The sequence below is a fragment of the Rhizobacter sp. J219 genome (assembly GCF_024700055.1).
Taxonomy (GTDB): domain Bacteria; phylum Pseudomonadota; class Gammaproteobacteria; order Burkholderiales; family Burkholderiaceae_C; genus Rhizobacter.
On sequence record NZ_JAJOND010000001.1, the window covers coordinates 3,487,013 to 3,505,900 of the forward strand.

At 69.8% G+C, this 18,888-nt stretch carries 11 protein-coding genes and 2 pseudogenes; 5 read left to right on the forward strand and 8 right to left on the reverse strand.

The window, feature by feature from the left end:
• Positions 1-46: 46 nt before the first annotated feature.
• Positions 47-1,897, forward strand: a complete 1,851-nt coding sequence (gene sppA, locus LRS03_RS16400; protein WP_257826745.1) for a signal peptide peptidase SppA — start codon at positions 47-49, stop codon at positions 1,895-1,897.
• 18 nt (positions 1,898-1,915) lie between these two features.
• On the opposite strand, the gene LRS03_RS16405 is transcribed toward sppA, so the two are convergent.
• On the reverse strand, positions 1,916-2,905 hold the full coding sequence (locus LRS03_RS16405) for an AEC family transporter (RefSeq protein ID WP_257826746.1): 990 nt from the start codon (positions 2,903-2,905) through the stop codon (positions 1,916-1,918).
• 59 nt (positions 2,906-2,964) lie between these two features.
• Positions 2,965-3,728, reverse strand: a pseudogene (locus tag LRS03_RS16410) (SDR family NAD(P)-dependent oxidoreductase).
• 93 nt (positions 3,729-3,821) lie between these two features.
• On the opposite strand from LRS03_RS16410, the pseudogene LRS03_RS16415 reads away from it, so the two are divergent.
• A pseudogene (locus tag LRS03_RS16415) lies at positions 3,822-4,726 on the forward strand (LysR family transcriptional regulator).
• A gap of 248 nt (positions 4,727-4,974) precedes the next feature.
• Here the strand turns inward: LRS03_RS16415 and LRS03_RS16420 are convergent.
• Complete coding sequence (locus LRS03_RS16420) at positions 4,975-6,486, reverse strand: alkaline phosphatase D family protein (protein WP_257826748.1); 1,512 nt, start codon at positions 6,484-6,486, stop codon at positions 4,975-4,977.
• A gap of 90 nt (positions 6,487-6,576) precedes the next feature.
• Here LRS03_RS16420 and LRS03_RS16425 point away from each other — a divergent pair, with 90 nt between their 5' ends.
• The 3 genes from LRS03_RS16425 to LRS03_RS16435 are packed head-to-tail and all read left to right on the forward strand — an operon-like array spanning position 6,577 to position 9,812.
• Complete coding sequence (locus tag LRS03_RS16425) at positions 6,577-8,610, forward strand: ATP-dependent helicase (RefSeq protein ID WP_257826750.1); 2,034 nt, start codon at positions 6,577-6,579, stop codon at positions 8,608-8,610.
• Positions 8,611-8,632: 22 nt separating this feature from the next.
• The gene (locus LRS03_RS16430; protein WP_308296434.1) at positions 8,633-9,094 is read left to right on the forward strand and encodes a GFA family protein; all 462 of its coding nucleotides are present in this window, start codon (positions 8,633-8,635) and stop codon (positions 9,092-9,094) included.
• A 55-nt stretch (positions 9,095-9,149) separates the two neighbouring features.
• Positions 9,150-9,812: a lysoplasmalogenase gene (locus LRS03_RS16435; RefSeq protein WP_308296435.1), complete on the forward strand. Its 663-nt coding sequence runs from the start codon at positions 9,150-9,152 to the stop codon at positions 9,810-9,812.
• Here LRS03_RS16435 and LRS03_RS26585 read toward each other — a convergent pair.
• The 5 genes from LRS03_RS26585 to LRS03_RS16465 form a co-directional block, all read right to left on the reverse strand.
• The gene (locus LRS03_RS26585) at positions 9,802-11,361 is read right to left on the reverse strand and encodes a methyl-accepting chemotaxis protein (protein ID WP_308296437.1); all 1,560 of its coding nucleotides are present in this window, start codon (positions 11,359-11,361) and stop codon (positions 9,802-9,804) included. The genes LRS03_RS16435 and LRS03_RS26585 overlap by 11 nt on opposite strands.
• A 177-nt stretch (positions 11,362-11,538) precedes the next feature.
• Positions 11,539-12,171, reverse strand: a complete 633-nt coding sequence (locus LRS03_RS16450) for a response regulator (RefSeq protein WP_257826753.1) — start codon at positions 12,169-12,171, stop codon at positions 11,539-11,541.
• Positions 12,172-12,173: 2 nt separating this feature from the next.
• Positions 12,174-15,419, reverse strand: a complete 3,246-nt coding sequence (locus LRS03_RS16455; protein ID WP_257826755.1) for a response regulator — start codon at positions 15,417-15,419, stop codon at positions 12,174-12,176.
• Between the two features lie 136 nt (positions 15,420-15,555).
• The gene (locus tag LRS03_RS16460) at positions 15,556-17,025 is read right to left on the reverse strand and encodes a DUF1501 domain-containing protein (protein WP_257826756.1); all 1,470 of its coding nucleotides are present in this window, start codon (positions 17,023-17,025) and stop codon (positions 15,556-15,558) included.
• A gap of 10 nt (positions 17,026-17,035) precedes the next feature.
• Positions 17,036-18,817: a DUF1800 domain-containing protein gene (locus LRS03_RS16465; RefSeq protein WP_257826758.1), complete on the reverse strand. Its 1,782-nt coding sequence runs from the start codon at positions 18,815-18,817 to the stop codon at positions 17,036-17,038.
• Between the last annotated feature and the right edge of the window lie 71 nt (positions 18,818-18,888).

Genomic DNA, 18,888 nt, shown 5'->3' on the forward strand with positions numbered 1-18,888 from the left:
GACGCCCCTCCCTTACAGTGAGGCGGTTCACAGCCTGGAGTCCCCGATGTCTGCTGCTCCCCGTTCTGCCGTGCGCCGCTGGTTGGGGCGTGCCTGGTGGCTGCTCGACGGCACCCGCCGCCTGGTGTTCAACCTGATCTTCCTGCTGATCCTGGTGATCGTCATCGTGGCCCTCTTCACGAGCGGCCCGCGCGCACTCGACGACAAGACCGCGCTGGTGCTCAACCTGCGCGGCCCGCTGGTCGAGCAGCATGCGCAGGGCGTGCGCGACGCGGCGCTGTCGCAACTCTCGGGCGAAGCACCGCGCAGCACGCAGCTGCGTGACGTGCTGACGGTGCTCGAGGCTGCCGCACGCGACCCGCAGATCACCCATGCGGTGCTGCTGCTCGACGAGTTCCAGGGCGGCGGCATGGCGAGCCTGCGCGAAGTGGCCGCGGCGCTGCAGCGCTTTCGCGCCAGCGGCAAGAAGGTCACCGCGTGGAGCGGCCACTACGAGCAGGCGCAGTACTTCCTCGCCGCCCACGCCGACGAGGTGCTGCTGCACCCGATGGGCATGGTGTTCGTGAAGGGTTTCGGCCGCTACCAGAACTACTACCGCGACGCGCTCGACAAGCTCGGCATCAGCGTCAACCTCGTGCGCGCCGGCAGCTACAAGAACTTCGGCGAGCCGTTCACCCTCAACGGCCCGTCGCCCGAAACGATCGAGGCGATGGGCTATGCCTACGGCGGCCTGTGGGGCAGCTACGTCGACGGCGTAGAGAAGGCGCGCAAGCTGCCGGCCGGCACCGTGATGGCCCTCATCAATGACCTGCCCGCACGCCTCGGCGCGGCCGGCGGCGACGCGGCCAAGCTCGCGCTGTCGGCCAAGCTCGTCGACGGCCTCAAGACCCGCGACGAGCTGCGCACGCTGATGATCGAGCGCGGTGCCAAAGACGACGAGGGCAAGACCTTCCGCCAGGTCTCGTTCGACAACTACCTCGCGCGCCAGAAACCCGCCGCCATGGGCGATGCGATCGGCGTGGTGATTGCCGAGGGCGAGATCGTCGACGGGCGTGCGCCGGCGGGCCAGGTGGGCGGGCTGTCGACCTCCGACCTGATCCGCAAGGCCCGCGAAGACAAGTCGGTGAAGGCGGTGGTGTTGCGCGTCAACTCGCCGGGCGGCTCGGCCTTTGCGTCGGAGCTGATCCGCCGCGAGCTCGAACTCACCCGCGCCGCGGGCAAGCCGGTGGTGGTGTCGATGGGCGACGTGGCCGCGTCGGGCGGCTACTGGATCGCGCTGGCCACCGACGAGCTGATGGCCGACGCCGGCACCGTGACCGGCTCGATCGGTGTGTTCACGCTGCTGCCCTCGGCCGACAAGGCGCTCGAGAAGATCGGCGTGCACACCGGTGGCGTGACCACCACCTGGCTGGCCGGCGCCGGCGACCCGCGGCGACCGCTCGACCCACGCTTTGCCGAGCTGCTGCAGGCGACGATCAACCGCGTCTACGGCGACTTCACGGCCAAGGCCGCGCAGGCCCGCAAGACCACGCCCGACAAGATCGACGCAGTGGCCCAGGGCCGTGTGTGGACCGGCGCGCAGGCCAAGGAGCGCGGCCTGGTCGACACCCTCGGCGGCTACGCCGAGGCCTTGAAGTCGGCCGCCAGGCGCGCGCAGCTGGGCGAGAACCCGCGCGTCGTCGTCATCCAGCCGGAGCCGGGCCGTGCCGAGCGGCTGCTGGAATGGCTGAGCGCCAGCGCACGCAGCACGCTCACCGGCTGGCTCGACGCGCAGGTCGCCCCCGGCATGGCGCCGGTGCTGCGCGACGCACGGCGCGAGCTGGGCTGGGTGACCGAGCTGACCGAAGGCCGCAAGCCGTTTGCCGCGGTGGCGCACTGCCTGTGCAGCGCGCCGTGAGCGTGGTGCGGCGCGGCCTCAGCCGCGCCCGACGCCCAGGCCCCAGGCCAGCAGCGAGAAGGTCACGAACGCGAGCACCGTGCTGGCCATGATGATGCGCGCCACGCGGCCGTTGTCGGCACCGTAGCGTTCGGCTAGCAGCGAGACATTGCTCGCGCTCGGCAAGGCCGCGGCAAGCATCAGCACCATCAAGCCGAACTCGGGCACCGGCAGGCCGGCCGCGCGCAGCAGCAGGCCGAAGCCCAGCACCACGAGCGGGTGGATGAAAAGCTTGATCAGCGCCACCGGCAGGTACTGGCCGACCGGCGTGCGCGTGTGCACGTGCTGGCGGGCGCGCCACAGCACCGCGCCGATGGTGAAGAGCGCCACCGGCGAGGCGGCGTCGCCCAGCATCTTGATCACCTGCGACAGCGGCTCCGGCAGCGCGAGCCCGCTCGCGGCCAGCGCCGCGCCGAGGCCGATGGACCACGGCAGCGGATTGCTCAGCGCGCCGCGCAGCGAGCGCAGCACGGTGGCGCGCATGCTGTCGTGCGGCTGGCCGTCGTCGGCCGTACCGGCCTGCGCGAGCGCAATGCACAGCGAGCTGGTGAGGAAGAGATCGGTCAGGATGGTGCCGATCACCGGCCCGGCCGCACGATCGCCCAGCAGGGCCACCAGCAGCGGCACGCCCATGAAGCCGGTGTTGGGAAATGCGGCGACGAGCGCGCCAAAGGCGGCGTTCTTCGCGTCGACGCCTTTCCCATCCACACGGCGCAGCGTCACCGCCACGGTGAAGAACACGATCACCAGCGCCGCCAGTGCATAGACGGCGATCAGCGACGGATTGATGAGCTGCGCGAACGGCTGGCTCGCGCCGAAGCGGAACAGCATGCACGGCAGCGCGAAGAAGAGCACGAAGGCGTTGAGCCCGGGGATGGCCGCTTCGGGCAGCACCCGCTGCCGCGCGGCGAGGTAGCCGCACAGCACGAGCGCAAAGAAGGGAACGGTGACGGCCAGGATCGCCTGCATGGGGGCGACGAGTATCGCAAGCGGCCCGGCCGTCTGGGCGCCCCGCGGGCGCGCCGCCCTCAGATCATCTGCCCGCCCGAGACCTCGATGCGCTGCGCGTTCACCCAGGCGCTGCCCGGTGCGAGCAGCGCGGCCACCGCCCCGCCGATGTCGTCGGGCTGGCCCACGCGGCCGAGCGCGGTCTGCGCCGCGATGCTCGCGTTGAGCTGCGCGTTGTCGCGCACCAGCCCGCCGCCGAAGTCGGTCTCGACCGCGCCGGGGGCCAACGTGTTCACGCTGATGCGGCGCGTCCCGAATCCTTGGCCAGAAAACGCGTCAGCACCTCCACGCCGCCCTTCATCGCCGAATAGGCCGCGTAGCCCGGCAGGGCGAAGCGTGTCAGCCCCGAGGAGACGTTGACGATGCGCCCGCCGTCTTCGATCAGCGGCAGCAGCGTCTGGGTGAGGAAGTACGGGCCCTTGAGGTGCACGTTCATCAGCTCGTCGAACTGCGCCTCGGTGGTCTCGGCAAAACTCGCGTGGTGGCCCATGCCGGCGTTGTTGACGAGAAAGTCGAAGCGCTCGCGCTGCCAGTGGCGGGCCAGCGTGCGCTTGAGCGCTTCAGCGAAGCTGCTGAAGCTGCGGCTGTCGCCTACATCGAGCGCCAGCGCGGCGGCGCGCCGGCCGAGCTGCGCGATCTGTGCCACCACCGCCTCGGCCTCGGCGCTGTTGTGGCGGTAGGTGAGAACCACGTCGTGGCCCTGCTCGGCCAGCTTGAGCGCCATGCTCTTGCCGAGCCCGCGGCTGCCGCCGGTGATGAGTGCGATGGAGGGCGTTGTGCTCATGGACTGCCTTTCAAGAACGGGTTGTGGTGCGGGCACTTTATTGATCCAATCTTTCGCGATAAACCACCCTACAACGATCAGTTTGTTCAATACATGAAAACAATCGAAGGGCTGCAGATCTTCGTGCGCGTGGCCGAGCTGAGCAGCTTCACCCAGGCCGCCGAGCAGCTCGCCTTGCCCAAGGCCCGCGTGTCGACGGTGGTGCAGCAGCTCGAAGGCGAGCTCGGCACGCGGCTCCTGCACCGGACCACCCGCAAGGTGCAGCTCACCCAGGACGGCCAGGCCTTCTACGAGCGCTGCAAGGACCTGCTGGCCGACATGGACGAGTTGCAGGGCATGTTCCAGCAGGGCGTGCAGTCGCTGCGCGGACGGCTGCGGGTCGACATGCCGACGCTGATCGCGCGCGACCAGGTCATCCCGCGGCTGCCGGAATTCCTGGCCGCGCACCCGCAGCTGAGCATCGAGCCAGCAGCACCGACCGGCGGGTCGATGTGGTGCGCGAGGGCTTCGACTGCGTGCTGCGGGTCGGCGAACTGGCGGACTCCGGCCTGGTCGCCCGGCCGGTGGGGGAGCTGCGGCAGATCAACTGCGCAAGCCCGGCCTACCTGGCGCAGCACGGCACGCCCAAAACGCTCGACGACCTGGCCGCGCACCGGCTGATCCACTACGTGCCCACGCTCGGCGCCAAGCCGCGCGGTTGGGAGTACATGCACGAGGGTCGCCTGCGCAACCTGGCGATGCCGGGCGCACTCGTCGTCAACAGCACCGAGGCCTTCCAGGCCGCATGCGTGGCCGGTCTCGGGCTGGTACAGGCGCCGGCCGCGGGGCTGGCGTCATGGGTGGCGCGCGGGCAGCTGGTGGAGGTGATGCCGCAGCACCGTGCACCCTCGCTGCCGGTGTCGCTGCTCTACGCGAACCGACGCAACCTGCCGCAGCGTGTGCAGGTGTTCATGTCGTGGTTGGTGCAGACCCTGGCGCCCTACCTCGACGCGCGCTGACAGGCGGGGCAGCGGGCGTGAAGGCCGGCCGAGGCGCCGCCCCCAAGAGCCCCCCGCGTGTGGCGGGGGGTGTTGACTTCACTGGGGCCGGCAGGGTGGTGCCGGCGAGGCCGGGAGTATCCGGGGCTTTGTGCGCGGCGACGCAAGAGAGGGCTCTCTAGCACGCGGCTTACGCGACAGTACCTACGCGTGATTACGCAAGGGTTTTGCGCTTCGTTCCGTCTGTCGGGACAAATCACCCGCGCTAGTTAGGCCGGCTGCGGCCCCGGCCGCCCCAGCTCGACCGCAAAGCGTGCGGCGACGTTGACCTCCGAGGCCGGGTTCTTCGGGTCGAGCACCACCTGCAGCTGCGCCTGCAGCTGCTTCGCGTCGAGCGTGAAGCTCACATAGCCGCGCTGGTCGCTGCGGGCGTAGCGCAGGTGCGGGTTGTGCGGCAGGGCCGCGTCGACACGCGACTGCGCCATGCCGTTGCTCGAGATCGAGGTGCCGCAGAACTCGCTCGCGACCACCGGCGCCTTGCCGTCGTCGTAGTCGACTTTCAGGTCGGCCACGTAATGCGCATGCACGTCGCCGCCGAGCACCACCGCGCCGGGCAGCTGGCGCTCGGCCACGCCCTGCAACAGGCGCTGGCGCGAGGCGGCGTAGCCGTCCCAGCCGTCGGTCCAGTAGGTGCCGCCCTGGGCGGGGTCGGTCCAGCTGAAGCGGGCCATCAGCGTTTGTTGCGCGACGAGGTTCCACGGGCGCTGGGTGTCCCAGCCGTCGGTGAGCCAGCGTTCCTGCTGCGCCCCGAGCAGCGAGCGCTTGGGGTCGACCAGCGCATCGCACTCTTTTCGCAGCACGGTGTTGGAGCCGCTGCGCCCGCGCCGGGGGCAGGCCTGCACGTCGCGGTACTGGCGGTCGTCGAGCGTGTGGAGGCGCGCAAGCCGGCCCCAGTCGTAGCGCTCGTAGAGGCGCAACGCGCTGCCGCGCGGGCGCCAGGCTTTCGGAAACGGCATGTGCTCCCAGTACGCCTGCGTCGCCGCCGCGCGCCGGCTGGCGAAGAGCGGCTCGGGACCGCCCTGCGGCGTGCCATCGGCATAGTCGTTCTCGATCTCGTGGTCGTCCCACACGGTGATCCAGGGTGCGCTCGCGTGCGCCGCCTGCAGGGCCGGGTCGCTCTTGTATTGCGCGTAGCGGGCACGGTAGTCGTCGAGCGTGAGCGTGGTCGGGCCGTCGTGCAGGCGCAGCGCGTTGGGCGGCGAGGCGTACTCGTAGATGTAGTCGCCGAGGAAGAGCACGAGGTCGAGGTCCTGCGCGGCCACGTGGTGCCAGGCGGCGTAGTGGTTGTGGTCGAAGCGTTGGCAGCTCGCGATCGCGAAGCGCAGCGAGGCCGCCGCATCGGCCGCCGGTGCAGTGCGTGTGCGGCCGACCGGGCTGCGCTGGCCGAGCGCGGTGAAGCGGTACCAATAGCCGCGCCCCGTCTCCAGCCCCTGCGGCTCGGCGTGCACGCTGTGGCCCCAGCTGGCGTCGGCCACCTCGGTGCCACGCGCGGCAATGCGGGTGAAGGCTTCGTCGTGCGCCAGCTCCCAGCCCACCTCGACTTTCGCCGGCAGATCAGCGCCCGAGAGCCGGGTCCACAGCACCACGCGGTCGGCTCGGGGGTGACCGGAGGCGATGCCCAGCCCAAAGCGCGGCACGTCGGCCGCCCGCGCGTGGCGAACGAACAAGGGAGCGACGGCCAGACTGCCCACAACCTGACGGCGGGTGATGGAGGAACTCATGGCGCGGCGGTTTACCACAGTCGCGTGAAAGCCCCCGCGGGGGGCCTTGGCTATGATCCGCCGCGCTTTCCGCAGTACCGACCCTCAGGCATGGCCGACACCCTCAACTCCGCCCAGATGGACGCCGTGCACCACCTGGGCGGGCCCTGCCTGGTGCTGGCGGGCGCCGGCTCGGGCAAGACCCGCGTCATCACGCACAAGATCGCCCGCCTGCTGCAGGCCGGCTACGCGCCGGCGCAGATCGCCGCTATCACCTTCACCAACAAGGCCGCGCAGGAAATGCGCGAGCGCGCCAAGGCCCTCGTCGGCCCGCGTGCCGCGAAAGATTTGGTGGTGAGCACCTTCCACTCGCTCGGCGTGCGCATCCTGCGCACCGAAGGCGAACGCCTGGGTTTGAAGCCGCAGTTCAGCATCCTCGACAGCGACGACGTGCTGGGCGTCTTGAAGGATGCCGGCGGCAGCTCCGACAACGCGCTGGCCCGCCGCTGGCAATGGACCATCAGCCTGTGGAAGAACCAGGGCCTCAACGCCGACACGGTGCAGCCGCAGGACGACGACGAGCGCATCGCCCAGCAGGTGATGAAGCGCTATGAAGAGCGCCTCGCGGCCTACCAGGCGGTCGACTTCGACGACCTGATCGGCCTGCCGCACCAGCTCTTCCAGCGCGACGCGGAGGCCCGCGCCAAGTGGCAGAACACGCTGCGCTACCTGCTCGTCGATGAGTACCAGGACACCAACGCCATCCAGTACGAACTGCTGAAGTCGCTGGCCGGCGAACGCGCGATGTTCACCGCCGTGGGCGACGACGACCAGTCGATCTACGGCTGGCGCGGCGCAACCATCGACAACCTGCGCCGGCTGCCCAACGAGTTCCCCCAGCTGAAGGTGATCCCGCTGGAGCAGAACTACCGCTCGACCGGCCACATCCTGCGCGCGGCCAATGCGGTGATCGGCCACAACCCCAAGCTCTTCGAGAAGAAGCTGTGGAGCGACCTCGGCGACGGCGACCCGGTGCAGGTGGTCGAGTGCGACAACGAGGAGCACGAGGCCGACCGTGCGGTGGCACGCATCCAATCCTTGCGCGGCCAGGGCGGCGAAGTCGCCTTCAAGGACTTCGCCATCCTCTACCGCGCCAACCACCAGGCGCGCATCTTCGAGCAGGCGCTGCGCAAGCAGAACATTCCGTACAAGGTGTCGGGCGGCCAGAGCTTCTTCGACCGCGCCGAGATTAAGGACCTCTGCGCCTGGCTGCGCCTCTTGGTCAACAACGACGACGACCCGGCCTTCCTGCGCGCGGTGACGACCCCGAAGCGCGGCATCGGCCACCAGACGCTGGCCGCGCTCGGCGAGTTTTCCAAGCGCTACAAGACGAGCCTGTACGAAGCGCTCTTCGCCGAGTCGCTGGGCACCGTGCTCAACGCACGGGCCATCGGCTCGCTGCACGAGTTCGGCCGCTACGTGAACGACCTCGAATACCGCGCCCGCCACACGAGCGGCAGCGAAGACGCGAAGGCGCTGCTGCTCGGCTGGCTGAAGGACATCGAGTACGAGAAGCACCTCTACGACGGCGAAGACAGCGAGAAGCTCGCCGCCAGCCGCTGGACCAACGTGCTCGACTTCATCGACTGGATCGCCAAGCGCTGCGGTGGGGAAATCGAAAACGACGGCGGCGCCACCTTCGAGACCGAAAAGAAGACGGTGCTCGACGTGGCCCAGACCATCTCGGTCATCATCAGCCTCGCCGAACGCGGCGACGAGCAGGACGTGGTGACCCTCTCCACCCTGCACGCGAGCAAGGGCCTGGAGTGGCCGCACGTGGTGCTGGCCGGCGTCAACGAAGGCCTGCTGCCGTTCAAGAGCGACGACGACGAGATGACGCCCGAGCGCCTGGAAGAGGAGCGCCGCCTGATGTACGTGGGCATCACACGCGCCCGCCGCACGCTGGCGGTGAACGTGCTGCGCCGGCGCAAGAAGGGCCGCGACACGGTCCAGGCGATCCCCAGCCGCTTCATCGGCGAGATGAAGCTGCACGAGGCCAAGGCCAAGGAAGACCCGCGCGAGAAGCTGCGCCTGCTGCGCGAGGCGGCGGCCAAGCGGGCGGCACAGGCCGACGTGAAACCCTGATGGCCATGCTGCTGACAAGCCGTTGTCAGCAGCCCCACTGCAAGATGCCGGCCTCGACGACTTCCCGGGCCCCACCACCATGCTGAAGACCTACACCGGCAGCTGCCACTGCGGCGCCGTCCGCTTCGAAGCCGACATCGACCTCGCCGCCGGCACCGGCAAGTGCAACTGCTCGATGTGCACCAAGGTGCGCAACTGGGGCGCCACCATCAAGCCCGACGCCTTCCGGCTGCTCACCGACGAGTCGGCCCTGAGCGACTACCAGTTCAACACCAAGAGCGCCCACCACCTCTTCTGCAAGACCTGCGGCGTGCGGCCCTTCGGCCGCGGCTACATCGAGCAGATCGGGGGCGACTATGTGTCGGTGCAGGTCGCCTGTCTCGACAACGCCGAGCCGGCCGAGCTGATCGAAGCCCCCGTGCACGTCGCCGACGGTCGCCACAACGCGTGGTGGAACACGCCGACCGAGACCCGTCACCTGTGAGCCGCAGGGGTTAGCACGGCCTGCGCCGCGCCAGGCCGGCCCGCAGAATGGGAGCATGCCTCCCTTCACCTTGCCGCTCGCCACAGTGGCGAGCGCCGCTCTGTGCATCGCCGCGGCCACGGGTGCCTTGCCACCCACGCTCGCCTTCGTCTTCAAGCCGCTCACCACGCTGCTCGTGATCGCATGGGCCTTCACGCGCGGCGCCGAGGTGCCGGCGCAGCGGCGCCGCATCCTGATCGGCCTGTGGCTGTCGCTGGCGGGCGATGTGTTCCTGCTGTGGCCGAAGGAAGGCTTCCTGCCGGGGCTGGTGTCGTTCCTGCTCGCGCACCTGGCCTTCATCGCGGCCTTCAGCGTCCCGCTGCGCTTCGGTGCGCGGCCGTGGGTGTTCGTGGCGTATGGCGCGGTGGCACTGGCCATCCTGAGCCAGCTCTGGAGCGGCGTGCCGCCGGGCCTGCGGGCGCCGGTGGTGGCCTATGTGGTGTGCCTGGCCTGCATGGCGGCCCAGGCTGCGGCGTGGTGGCGCAGCGCGCCCACATCGACGCCGGCACGCTGCGCGGCGATCGGCGGCGCGCTCTTCATGGCCTCGGACAGTCTGCTTGCGATCAACAAGTTCGCAAGCCCGCTGCCGCTCTCGGCGCTGTGGATCCTCTCGACCTACTGGCTCGCGCAGCTGTGCATCGCGGCGTCGCTGCCGGCGCGCGGTAGCGTCAGAGCTTGAAGACCGACACAGTCTCGGCCAGGCGCGCGGCCTGGTTCTTCAGGCTCTCGGCGGCGGCGGCACTTTCTTCCACCAGCGCGGCGTTCTGCTGCGTCACCTGATCGAGCTGGGTCACCGCGTCGTTGATCTGGCCGATGCCGGTGGTCTGCTCGCCGCTCGCGCTGCTGATCTCGCCGATCAGGTCGCTGACCTTCTGCACCTCGGCCACGATGTCGTCCATCGTGCGGCCGGCGTCGCCCACCAGCTGCGTGCCGGTCTCGACCTTGCCGACACTTTCGCCGATCAGGACCTTGATCTCTTTGGCGGCCTGCGCCGAGCGCTGCGCGAGGCTGCGCACCTCGCCGGCCACGACCGCGAAGCCGCGGCCCTGCTCACCGGCGCGCGCCGCCTCGACCGCCGCGTTCAGCGCGAGGATGTTGGTCTGGAAGGCGATGCCGTCGATCACGCCGATGATGTCGGCGATCTTCTTCGAGCTGTCGCTGATGCCCTGCATGGTCTGGACCACCTGGCCGACCACGCTGCCGCCCTGGGCCGCCACGGCAGCCGCGCCCGAAGCGAGCTGCGTGGCCTGGCGGGCGGTGTCGGCGTTGTTCTTGACGGTGGCGGTCAGCTGCTCCATCGAGGCGGCCGTCTGCTGCAGGTTGCTCGCCTGCTCTTCGGTGCGCTGGCTCAGGTCGGCGTTGCCGACGGCGATCTGCGACGAGCCGGTGGCGATGGAGTCGGAGGCGAGGCGCACGTCGCCCACGATCTTGACCAGGCTCGTGTTCATGCGGCCGAGCGCGCCCAGCAGCTGGCCGACTTCGTCTTTCGAGGCGGCGCCGATGCGCGTGCTCAGGTCGCCGCGCGCCACCGTCTCGGCGATCGTGACCGCGTGCGAGAGCGGCACGGTGATCGAGCGCGTGACCCACCAGCACAGACCGATGGCCATCAGCAGCGCGAGCGCCGAAAACGCCAGCTGCATGACCTGGCCACGCGCCTGCGTGGCCGCGATCTGCGGCGCGACGGCCTCGGCACGCTTGGCGGCACGTTCGTTGATGTGGTCGCTGGCGGCCTCCATGCCGCGCACGGCCTCCTTGTATTTGCCCAGCTCCTCGTTAGCGGCCTGGGTGCTGGCGAGCTCGCCCTTGCGGACCATGGCAATGGTCGCGTCGAAGCCGGCGGCATACCGGTCGAAGAACTGGCGCATCGCGTCGACGTCCTTCGCGTCTTCGGGGGCCAGGTCGAGCTTGCGCACCTTGGCCAGCGCCTCGACCATGCGCGTGCGGGTGGCGCTCCATTTCTTGATGTACTCCTCGCGCTTGGCTTCGTCGGCCATGGCGATGAACGCATCCTTCTCGTAGCGCCGCTCCAGCAGCACGAGCGTCTGGATGTCGAGGGCCTGTTGCGCCAGCTGCATGTCTTGCGCCAGCACACGCTGGCTCGTGCTCGAGACCGCGTTCAGGCCCCACAGGCCCGTCGCCGTCACCGCGGCCAGCGCCACCAACACGCAGGCGAGCACCAAGCTCAACCGCGTTCCGATCTTCAGGTCCTTGAGTCCGTTCATGTCCATCCACCCACGATCCACGCGCCAAGACGAGGCGCCGTCACCCCATATCGGAGGCTGTCGGAGAAGACTTTAATTTGAACGAATTGAATGCATGCAGAGAGATGCGCCGGGATGCACCCCCAGTTCTCGCGGAGCACCGATCTGGGGCAGATCGGGAGCCGGATCGAGCGAACTGTTGACCTATTGCACGCTGCGCAGCAAGGCCATGAACGGCTCCGGGTCGACCGGCTTGGCCACCGAGTGCACCTGCGGCGGCAGCTCGCCCAGCTCGGCCCGGCGCTTCTCGCCGAAGCTGGAGACGGCCACGATCAGGCGCGGCCGCACCACGCACTGGCTGGACAGCTGACGCAGCATCTCCACGCCGTTCATGTGGGGCATCACGATGTCGGTGATGACGACGTCGGGCGCCTCCTGGCCCATCGCCACCAGCGCCTGGATGCCGCTGTCGAACACCCGCACCTGCGCCTCGGGCAGCGCGGTGGCCACGAGCAGTCGCAGGATCTCGCGGTCCTCGGCGTTGTCTTCGACGATCACCACCGACAGCGCCCCCGGTGCGCCCACGCGGGCGTCGTCCTCAGGCTCGCCCGCGGCCACGTGGGTCTCGAACAGCCGGTCGGCGCTGGCGGCATCGATGCGGCGGTGGCCACCCGGGGTCTTCCAGGCCTTCAGCCGCCCGGCATCGACCCAGCGCTGCACGGTCGGAATGGAGATGCCAAGCCGCCGTGCCACGAAGGCAGTGGAGTAAGTGCGCGGGGGGCGGCTCGCGGTACGAGGCGTTGTCTTGGGCGGGGCAGGTCGGTCGGAACGGGGCACGGTCAGGAAGGAGTGTCGGAGGTCGAAAGGGGTTCTTCGTTGAAGCGCTCGCGCAGCTGGGCGATCACCCGCGCATGCTGGCGCGAGAACTCGGCGGCCAGCTCGGACCAGGTGCTGCGTTCGTCGGCATCGAGCGCGAGCTGCAGGCTCTTGGCCGTCTCGGACAAGGCTGCCGCCCCGATGGTGCCCGCATTCGAGACCACCGCGTGGGCAATCATCGCGGCATCGACGCTGCGACCCTCGACCAGGGCCTTTTGCAGCGCGGCCGCGTCGCCGGCGCGGGTGTCGAGGAAGCGGCGCAGGATCTTCTCGTACAGCTCGTGGCGGCCGAGGCAGTTCTTGAGGCCGAAACCGGCCGAGATCGCCGGCGGCTGCGCATCACGCGGCGGCAACCAGCGCTCGATGATGGCAAACAGCGCCTCGGGCACGAAGGGCTTCACCACGTGGTCGTTCATGCCGGCGGCCAGGCAGTTGTCGCGGTCGCGCTGCATCGCATGCGCCGTCATCGCGATGATGGGCAGCCTCGCAAACGCCGCGTCGGCGCGGATCTGGCGCGTGGCCTCGCAGCCGTCCATCACCGGCATCTGCACATCCATCAGCACGAGCTCGGGTGCGCTGCGCCGCACCTCGTCGACGGCGGCCTGGCCGTTGGGGGCGAGCAGCACCTGCATGCCGGCCACGTCGCGCAGCAGCTCGACCGCCACCACCTGGTTGAACTCGTTGTCTTCGACCAGCAGCACGCGCCGGCCCGCGAGCGCCGCCGGGGCCACGGCCGGGCCCGATGGCGCAGGGACCGTCGCCGGGTAACCGAAGGCATCGACGATGGCGTCGTGCAGCGTGGAGCTGCTCACCGGCTTGCCGAGGCAACCGGCCAGCCCCTCGCGGGCGGCGCGCCGCGCCAGCTCTTCGTCGCCATAGGCCGTGACGAGGATGATCTTGGGCAGCGGCACGAGCGACACGTCCTTGCGCATGCGATGCACGACCTCGAAGCCGTCGAGGCCGGGCATCTTCCAGTCGAGCAGCATCAGCGCGTAGGGCTCGCGGCCAGCCTGGGCGCGCTTGAGTTCGGCCAGCGCCTCTTCGCCCGACACAACGAGCGTGGGGCGGTGGCCCAGGCCGTTCAGCAGGCCGTGGAAGATCTCGCGCGAGTTGGCGCTGTCGTCGACCACCAGCACCTTGAGCCCGCTGCCTTCGGCACGCGACGGGTGGGCCTCACCCGTCTGCGCCGGCACGCCGAACTCGGCGGTGAAAAAGAAATCGCTGCCGCGGCCGAGCTGGCTCTTCACGCCGATCTCGCCACCCATCAACGTGACGAGCTGCTTGCAGATCGCAAGGCCGAGGCCGGTGCCGCCGTACTGGCGGGTGGTCGACGCATCGACCTGCGCGAAGGGCTGGAAGAGCCCCGCCATCTGCGCCTCGCCGATGCCGATGCCGGTGTCGCGCACCGAGAAGCGCAGCGTCACCCGGTCGTCGCTGCTGACCAGCGTGCGCACGGTCACCACCACGATCTCGCCGCTGTCGGTGAACTTGACGGCGTTGGTGCACAGGTTGATGAGCACCTGTTCGAGCCGCAGCGGGTCACCCACCAGGCGGGCCGGCACCTCGGGTGCGGTGTTGACCAGCAGCTCCAGGCCTTTCTGCTGTGCCTTCAGGCCGACGATGGTGGTGACGCGGTCGAACACCCCCTGCAGCACGAACTCGCGCCGCTCCAGTTCGAGCTTGCCGGCCTCGACCTTCGAGAAGTCGAGGATGTCGTTGAGGATCACGAGCAGCGAATCGGCCGCTGCCCGCGCCTTCTGCAGGTAGCCCTTCTGGCGCACCGTCAGCTCGGTGCGCAGTGCGAGGTCGGTCATGCCGAGGATGGCGTTCATCGGCGTGCGGATCTCGTGGCTCATGTTGGCCAGGAACTCGGCCTTGGCGCCGGCGGCGGCATCGGCCTGGTCTTTCGCGATGGCCAGCTCGCGGGTGCGCTCGGCGACCTTGGCCTCCAGCGTGTCGTTGGCCTGCTGCAGCCGCGAGCGCATGGTGTCGAGCGACTGCGCCAGCGCTTCGAGTTCGAGCCAGGGCGTGTGCACCCGCACCGGCTCGCCGAGGTCGAGCTCGCCGATGCGCTCGCTGCGGCGGGCCAGCTCGCTCAAGGGTGCCGCGAGTCGCCGCGCAAGCCAGGCCGCCACGCCCCAGGCCAGCAGCAGGCTGGCCACCGCGAGCGCCGCCACGACGAGCGCCGGCTGCGCGTAGGCGGGCGCGAAGTCGTCGAGCGGCGCCATCGTCGCCACCCAGAAGGTGCGGGTGCCGAACTGGCTGCGCGTGAAGGTGGCGAGCCACTCGCGGCCGGCCACGGGGAAACGCATCAACTGCCGGTCTTGCGCCCCCTCGCTTCGCCAGCGCCGGTAGCCTTCGCGCAGCGGTGGCACGTCGAGCGCATCGGCCTGCAGCAGCACAGCGCGTTTCATCGCCTCGTCGTCGGCGAAGCGGGCGGCCTTGGGCATGCCGATCACACGGCCGTCCTGCGTGAAGATCACCGCGAAGCCCTGGCGGCCGGCGGTGATGTCGCGGGTGAAGCGCGACAGGTCGGCGAGCTTCAGGTCGCTGGTCATCACGTGGCGCACGCCACGCGCATCGTTCCAGCGCACCACCACCGACAGGCCGGGCTCGTTGGACGAGCGGAAGGTGTAGGGCTCGCTCCAGAAGATCTCGTCGTCGCGCGACAGCTCCATGCCGCCGCGAAACCACGGCCGAGTGCGGGCGTCGTAGTCGAGCGCGCGTGTCTCTTCGTTGATGAGCCGACCGTCGGCCTCCCAGTTCAGGAATTGCGCACGGCCCGGGCGTTTCACCGGGTCGGTCAGACGGTTGAGCCAGCGGCCTTCGGGCAGCCGCAGCAGCAGCAGCTCGCGCCCCGAGGCATTGGCCACCACCATCGACGACAGCTGCGGTCCACGCTCCAGGAGCGGCTGGAACAGGGTGTTGAAGTGGCGCGGCTCGTCGAGGTCGACCAGGCCGCCGAGGCCCCAGTCGCGGTTGAGCAAGGCGATGGCCTCGACGCGGCTGACGAGCGTGCGCAAGCGCGCTTCGACCTGCTCGGAGGCGCCGCGCAGCTGCGACACCGCCAGGTCGTCGATGCCGGGCCGCACGACGAAGGCATAGAGCAGCGCGATGAAGCCGAGCAGCGCGCCAAACACCAAGGTGAAGGCCGCCATCAGCAGGCTGCGTCTCAGCGGAGTGCGTGCGCGTCGGCCCTGGTCCGGCATGGGATGTTGGTCTTCGGGGGAGGTCCCTGTGCGGACCATGATGCCACGCGCACCAGAGCGGCGCACCCCAGCGCAAACACCAGTGAAGCGGCCCTGTCGCAGCAGGCCGCCGCGTCAGGGCCGGGTCAGCGCAGGTTCAGATGAAACCGAGCCGGCGGTTGCTGCCGAAGGCGGCGAGGCCGGGCAGCGCCGCGTCGATCTGCGCGTCGCTCGCACCGAACCATGCGAGCAGCGTGGCCGCGTACTGCGACACCGCGGTGGTGGGGATCCAGCGGCCCTGCAGCTCCCAGCTGTCGACGCCGACGTCGTCGACACCGCCCAGCACCAGCTCCGGAAAGCGTCCATACGCTGCGCCGCCATTGACGGCGCCGCCAATCACCAGCTGGGTGTTGCCCCAGGCATGGTCAGTCCCCAGGCTGTTGTTGGGCACGAAGGTGCGGCCGAAGTCGCTCTGGGTGAAGGCGGTGACGTCGGGGCCGAGGCCGAGCGTCTGCATGGCCGAGTAGAAGGCGCCGAGCGCATCGCCCAGCTCGCGCAGCAGGTTGGCATGCGTGCCGGTGGTGGGCGAGCCGCTGGCGATCTGGTTGCCGTGGGTGTCGAAGCCATCGAGCGCCGCGAAGTAGATCTGCTTGTTGCCGCCCACCGTGGCGTTGGCCACGATGAGCTTGGCGATCTGGTACAGCTGCCCGGCCAGGCCCGTCGTGAACTCGCCATCGCCGCCCACCAGCGAGGCGAACGCCGCATCGAGCGCAGCGACCGCCCCCGTCCCACCTGGCTCGACGGCGACCAGCCCGCCCAGCCGTTCAGAGACGGCGAACGCATTGCGCTGCGCGCTCGCGTAGGCCTCGGCGAGGTCATTGTCCTGCCCGGCGGCGTAGAGCGCATTCAGCGCGTCCTTGCGGGCGACGAAGGGCGCGTACTGCTGCGCCTCGGGGGTGAGCACGTAGGCACCGAACACGTCGCCGGGGGTGTCGGGCAGCACCAATGGCGACACCGATTCGGTGAGGCCGAAGCGTGTGCTGCCGGCCACCGAGATCACCGGGTTGACGGTGCCGAGCGCCGCCGACGCACGGCCGCCCCACCCGCTGCGCGTGAGCGGGCTGGTGCTGCCGGTCTCCCACTCGATCTGCTGGTCGGAGTGCGAGAAGAGGTTGGCCGGCTTGTCGGGTGAACTGTCGGGCAGCGCGCGGAATTGCGACTTGGTGAGCGGGCGGGCGAGCGTGCCGACGTTGAACACCGGCGCGAGATCGCCGGCCGCCCACGCGGGCGCCAGCCCTGCGAGTGCGGGATGCAAGCCGTAGTTGATGCCGCTCATCGGCAAGAGGCTCGCCTGCGGCAGGGCCAGGCCACGGCGCACCCCGGCGTACTGGTTGTAGCGTGTGCTGTCGCTGGGCACGACCATGTTGAGACCGTCGTTGCCGCCGTAGAGGAAGACGCAGACGAGGGCCTGGTAATCGCCCGCCCAGGCGCGGCGGGTGCCGAGCGTGAGGTTGGCGAGGCTGCCCACGCCGAGGGCACCGGCGAGCGCGGCGCTGTTGCGCAGCAGCCATTGGCGGCGGTTCATCGGCAGCGCGGCGGAAGAAGCTGAAGAGGCTTTGCGGTTCATCGAGATGTCCTCAGCGTTGCACGTGGTAGTGCGGGGAACCGTAGATGAGAAAGGCGGCGGTCTTCACGCGGTTCACGCGCCAGTTGGCCGGGTCGCGCGCCGACGTCCACCACTCGGTGGCACGCACGACCTCGCTGCGCGCGGTGCCGCTGAGCGTGCGGCCGAGCGCGAGGTTGGACAGGCGGTCGACCAGCACACCGGCGTCGGTCGCATCGGCGGTGTAGGCCGACAGGTTGACGAGCGTGCCGAGCGGGTTGGCGGCGCCGCTGTTGGCGGCCGGTGTGCCGCCCCAGTCGAGCAGGTAGGTGAGGTAGTTGAGCCGCGCGAGCGCCGTGTTGGCGTTGTGGATGCCGAATGCGGGGCCGACGAGCGCGGTGCCGGCCACGGGATAGTCGGGCGGGTAGAAGTTGAAGACCGAGGGCGCACGGAACATGTGCTGGCGCATCCACTCGCCCCACCACCAGCCGAGCGCCTCGCCGTCGGTGGTGCCATTGAGCCCGCGCAGCACGCCGGTGAACATGAGCACCGGCTCGCGCAGCTTGCCGTGGGTGCGGCCGGGGTTGTCGCCACGCGCTTCGGGATCGAGCAGCACCGCGGCGACGGTGGCCGCGAGGTCGCCACGCTGGCCGGTGCCGAAACCGCTGTAGCGTCCTGTCACGAAAGCGTTGGCCACGCGGCCGACGAACGCCGGCGACGGGTTGCTGCTGACCAGGTGCTGGATCAGCTGCTTGCCGATGAAGGGCGCAGTGTTGGGGTGCGTCATCACGCTGTCGAGCACCGTCTCCAGCGCCTGTGGCGCGGTATGGCCCGCCGCGAGCGAATGGCCGTTGAGCAGCGTGCGTGCGGCGGTGTCGTGGTAGCGCGCCACCGGCACCATGTCGCCATCGTTGGCACCGCCGTAGTAGCGGCAGTTGGCGCCGGTGGGCCAGCAGCCGTACGAGGTGGCGCCGCCGGCGGGGTAGGTCCAGCCGGTGAGCGCGTAGGCATAGGCACGCACCTGCTCGTTGGTGTAGGTGGGCGTGCAGGTGCCGCCGCGCAGCGTGCCGTCGGCATTCAGCTCGCAGGTGCCGATGGAAAAGAGCTGCAGCAGCTCACGCGCGAAGTTCTCGTTCGGCGCGTCCTTGTCATTGTTGGCGTTGTTGAGGAAGTCGCCCATCACCGGCGACAGCGTCACCTTCCTCAGCACCTGCCGGTAGTTGCCGAAGGCCTCGCGCAGCAGCACGTTGTGGTAGTTGCGAAAGCCATAGGTGCCCGAGACGTCGAGGCTGTTGACGACGACGATCTGCTGCAGCGCGTAGGCCACGCGCTGGCGCAACTGGTCGGTCTGGCCGAGGGCGTTGCGGTAGAAGTCGGACAGCAGCGGCTCGGTGGAGTAATAGTCGCGCCAGCAGTTGACGCCGCGGCCGTTGCAGAACTCGCCGGCACCGGTGTACTGGTGTACTTCACCTCCGCCGCCGGCGGTGTAGCGCGAGGTGTTGAGCTGCATCTGCGACGCCACCCAGGCCGAGGCACCCTGCGCGCGGATGGCGGCGACGAGGGCCTCGGTCGGGCCGAAGCTCGCTTGGTCGGCGAGGCGCACGGCGTCGCGTTGCGACATCGGCGCGGGTGGCGCGGGTGGCACTGGCGGCGGGGGTGGCGGAGGAGGCGGCGGATTCTGTGTGCCGGGGGCCGGCGCGGGCGCCGGCGCACTGCCGCCACCCCCACCGCCGCCGCCGCAACCGGCCAGTACGGCCACGAAGAGGGTGCCCACCACCGCACGCTGCCAGCGCTCGGCCGCGCGTGGCGGTGCCATCGGTGGGGTGCTGCAACGATCTGCCGGCATGGGCCTCCCTGTGTGATCGAGTGTCGAATCGCGTCATGCGC

Coding starts and splice junctions, on each gene's coding strand:
- sppA (WP_257826745.1), top strand. CDS start 47: ATGTCTGCTGCTCCCCGTTCTGCCGTGCGCCGCTGGTTGGGGCGTGCC.
- LRS03_RS16405 (WP_257826746.1), bottom strand. CDS start 2,905: ATGCAGGCGATCCTGGCCGTCACCGTTCCCTTCTTTGCGCTCGTGCTG.
- LRS03_RS16420 (WP_257826748.1), bottom strand. CDS start 6,486: ATGAGTTCCTCCATCACCCGCCGTCAGGTTGTGGGCAGTCTGGCCGTC.
- LRS03_RS16425 (WP_257826750.1), top strand. CDS start 6,577: ATGGCCGACACCCTCAACTCCGCCCAGATGGACGCCGTGCACCACCTG.
- LRS03_RS16435 (WP_308296435.1), top strand. CDS start 9,150: ATGCCTCCCTTCACCTTGCCGCTCGCCACAGTGGCGAGCGCCGCTCTG.
- LRS03_RS26585 (WP_308296437.1), bottom strand. CDS start 11,361: ATGGACATGAACGGACTCAAGGACCTGAAGATCGGAACGCGGTTGAGC.
- LRS03_RS16455 (WP_257826755.1), bottom strand. CDS start 15,419: ATGCCGGACCAGGGCCGACGCGCACGCACTCCGCTGAGACGCAGCCTG.
- LRS03_RS16460 (WP_257826756.1), bottom strand. CDS start 17,025: ATGAACCGCAAAGCCTCTTCAGCTTCTTCCGCCGCGCTGCCGATGAAC.
- LRS03_RS16465 (WP_257826758.1), bottom strand. CDS start 18,817: ATGGCACCGCCACGCGCGGCCGAGCGCTGGCAGCGTGCGGTGGTGGGC.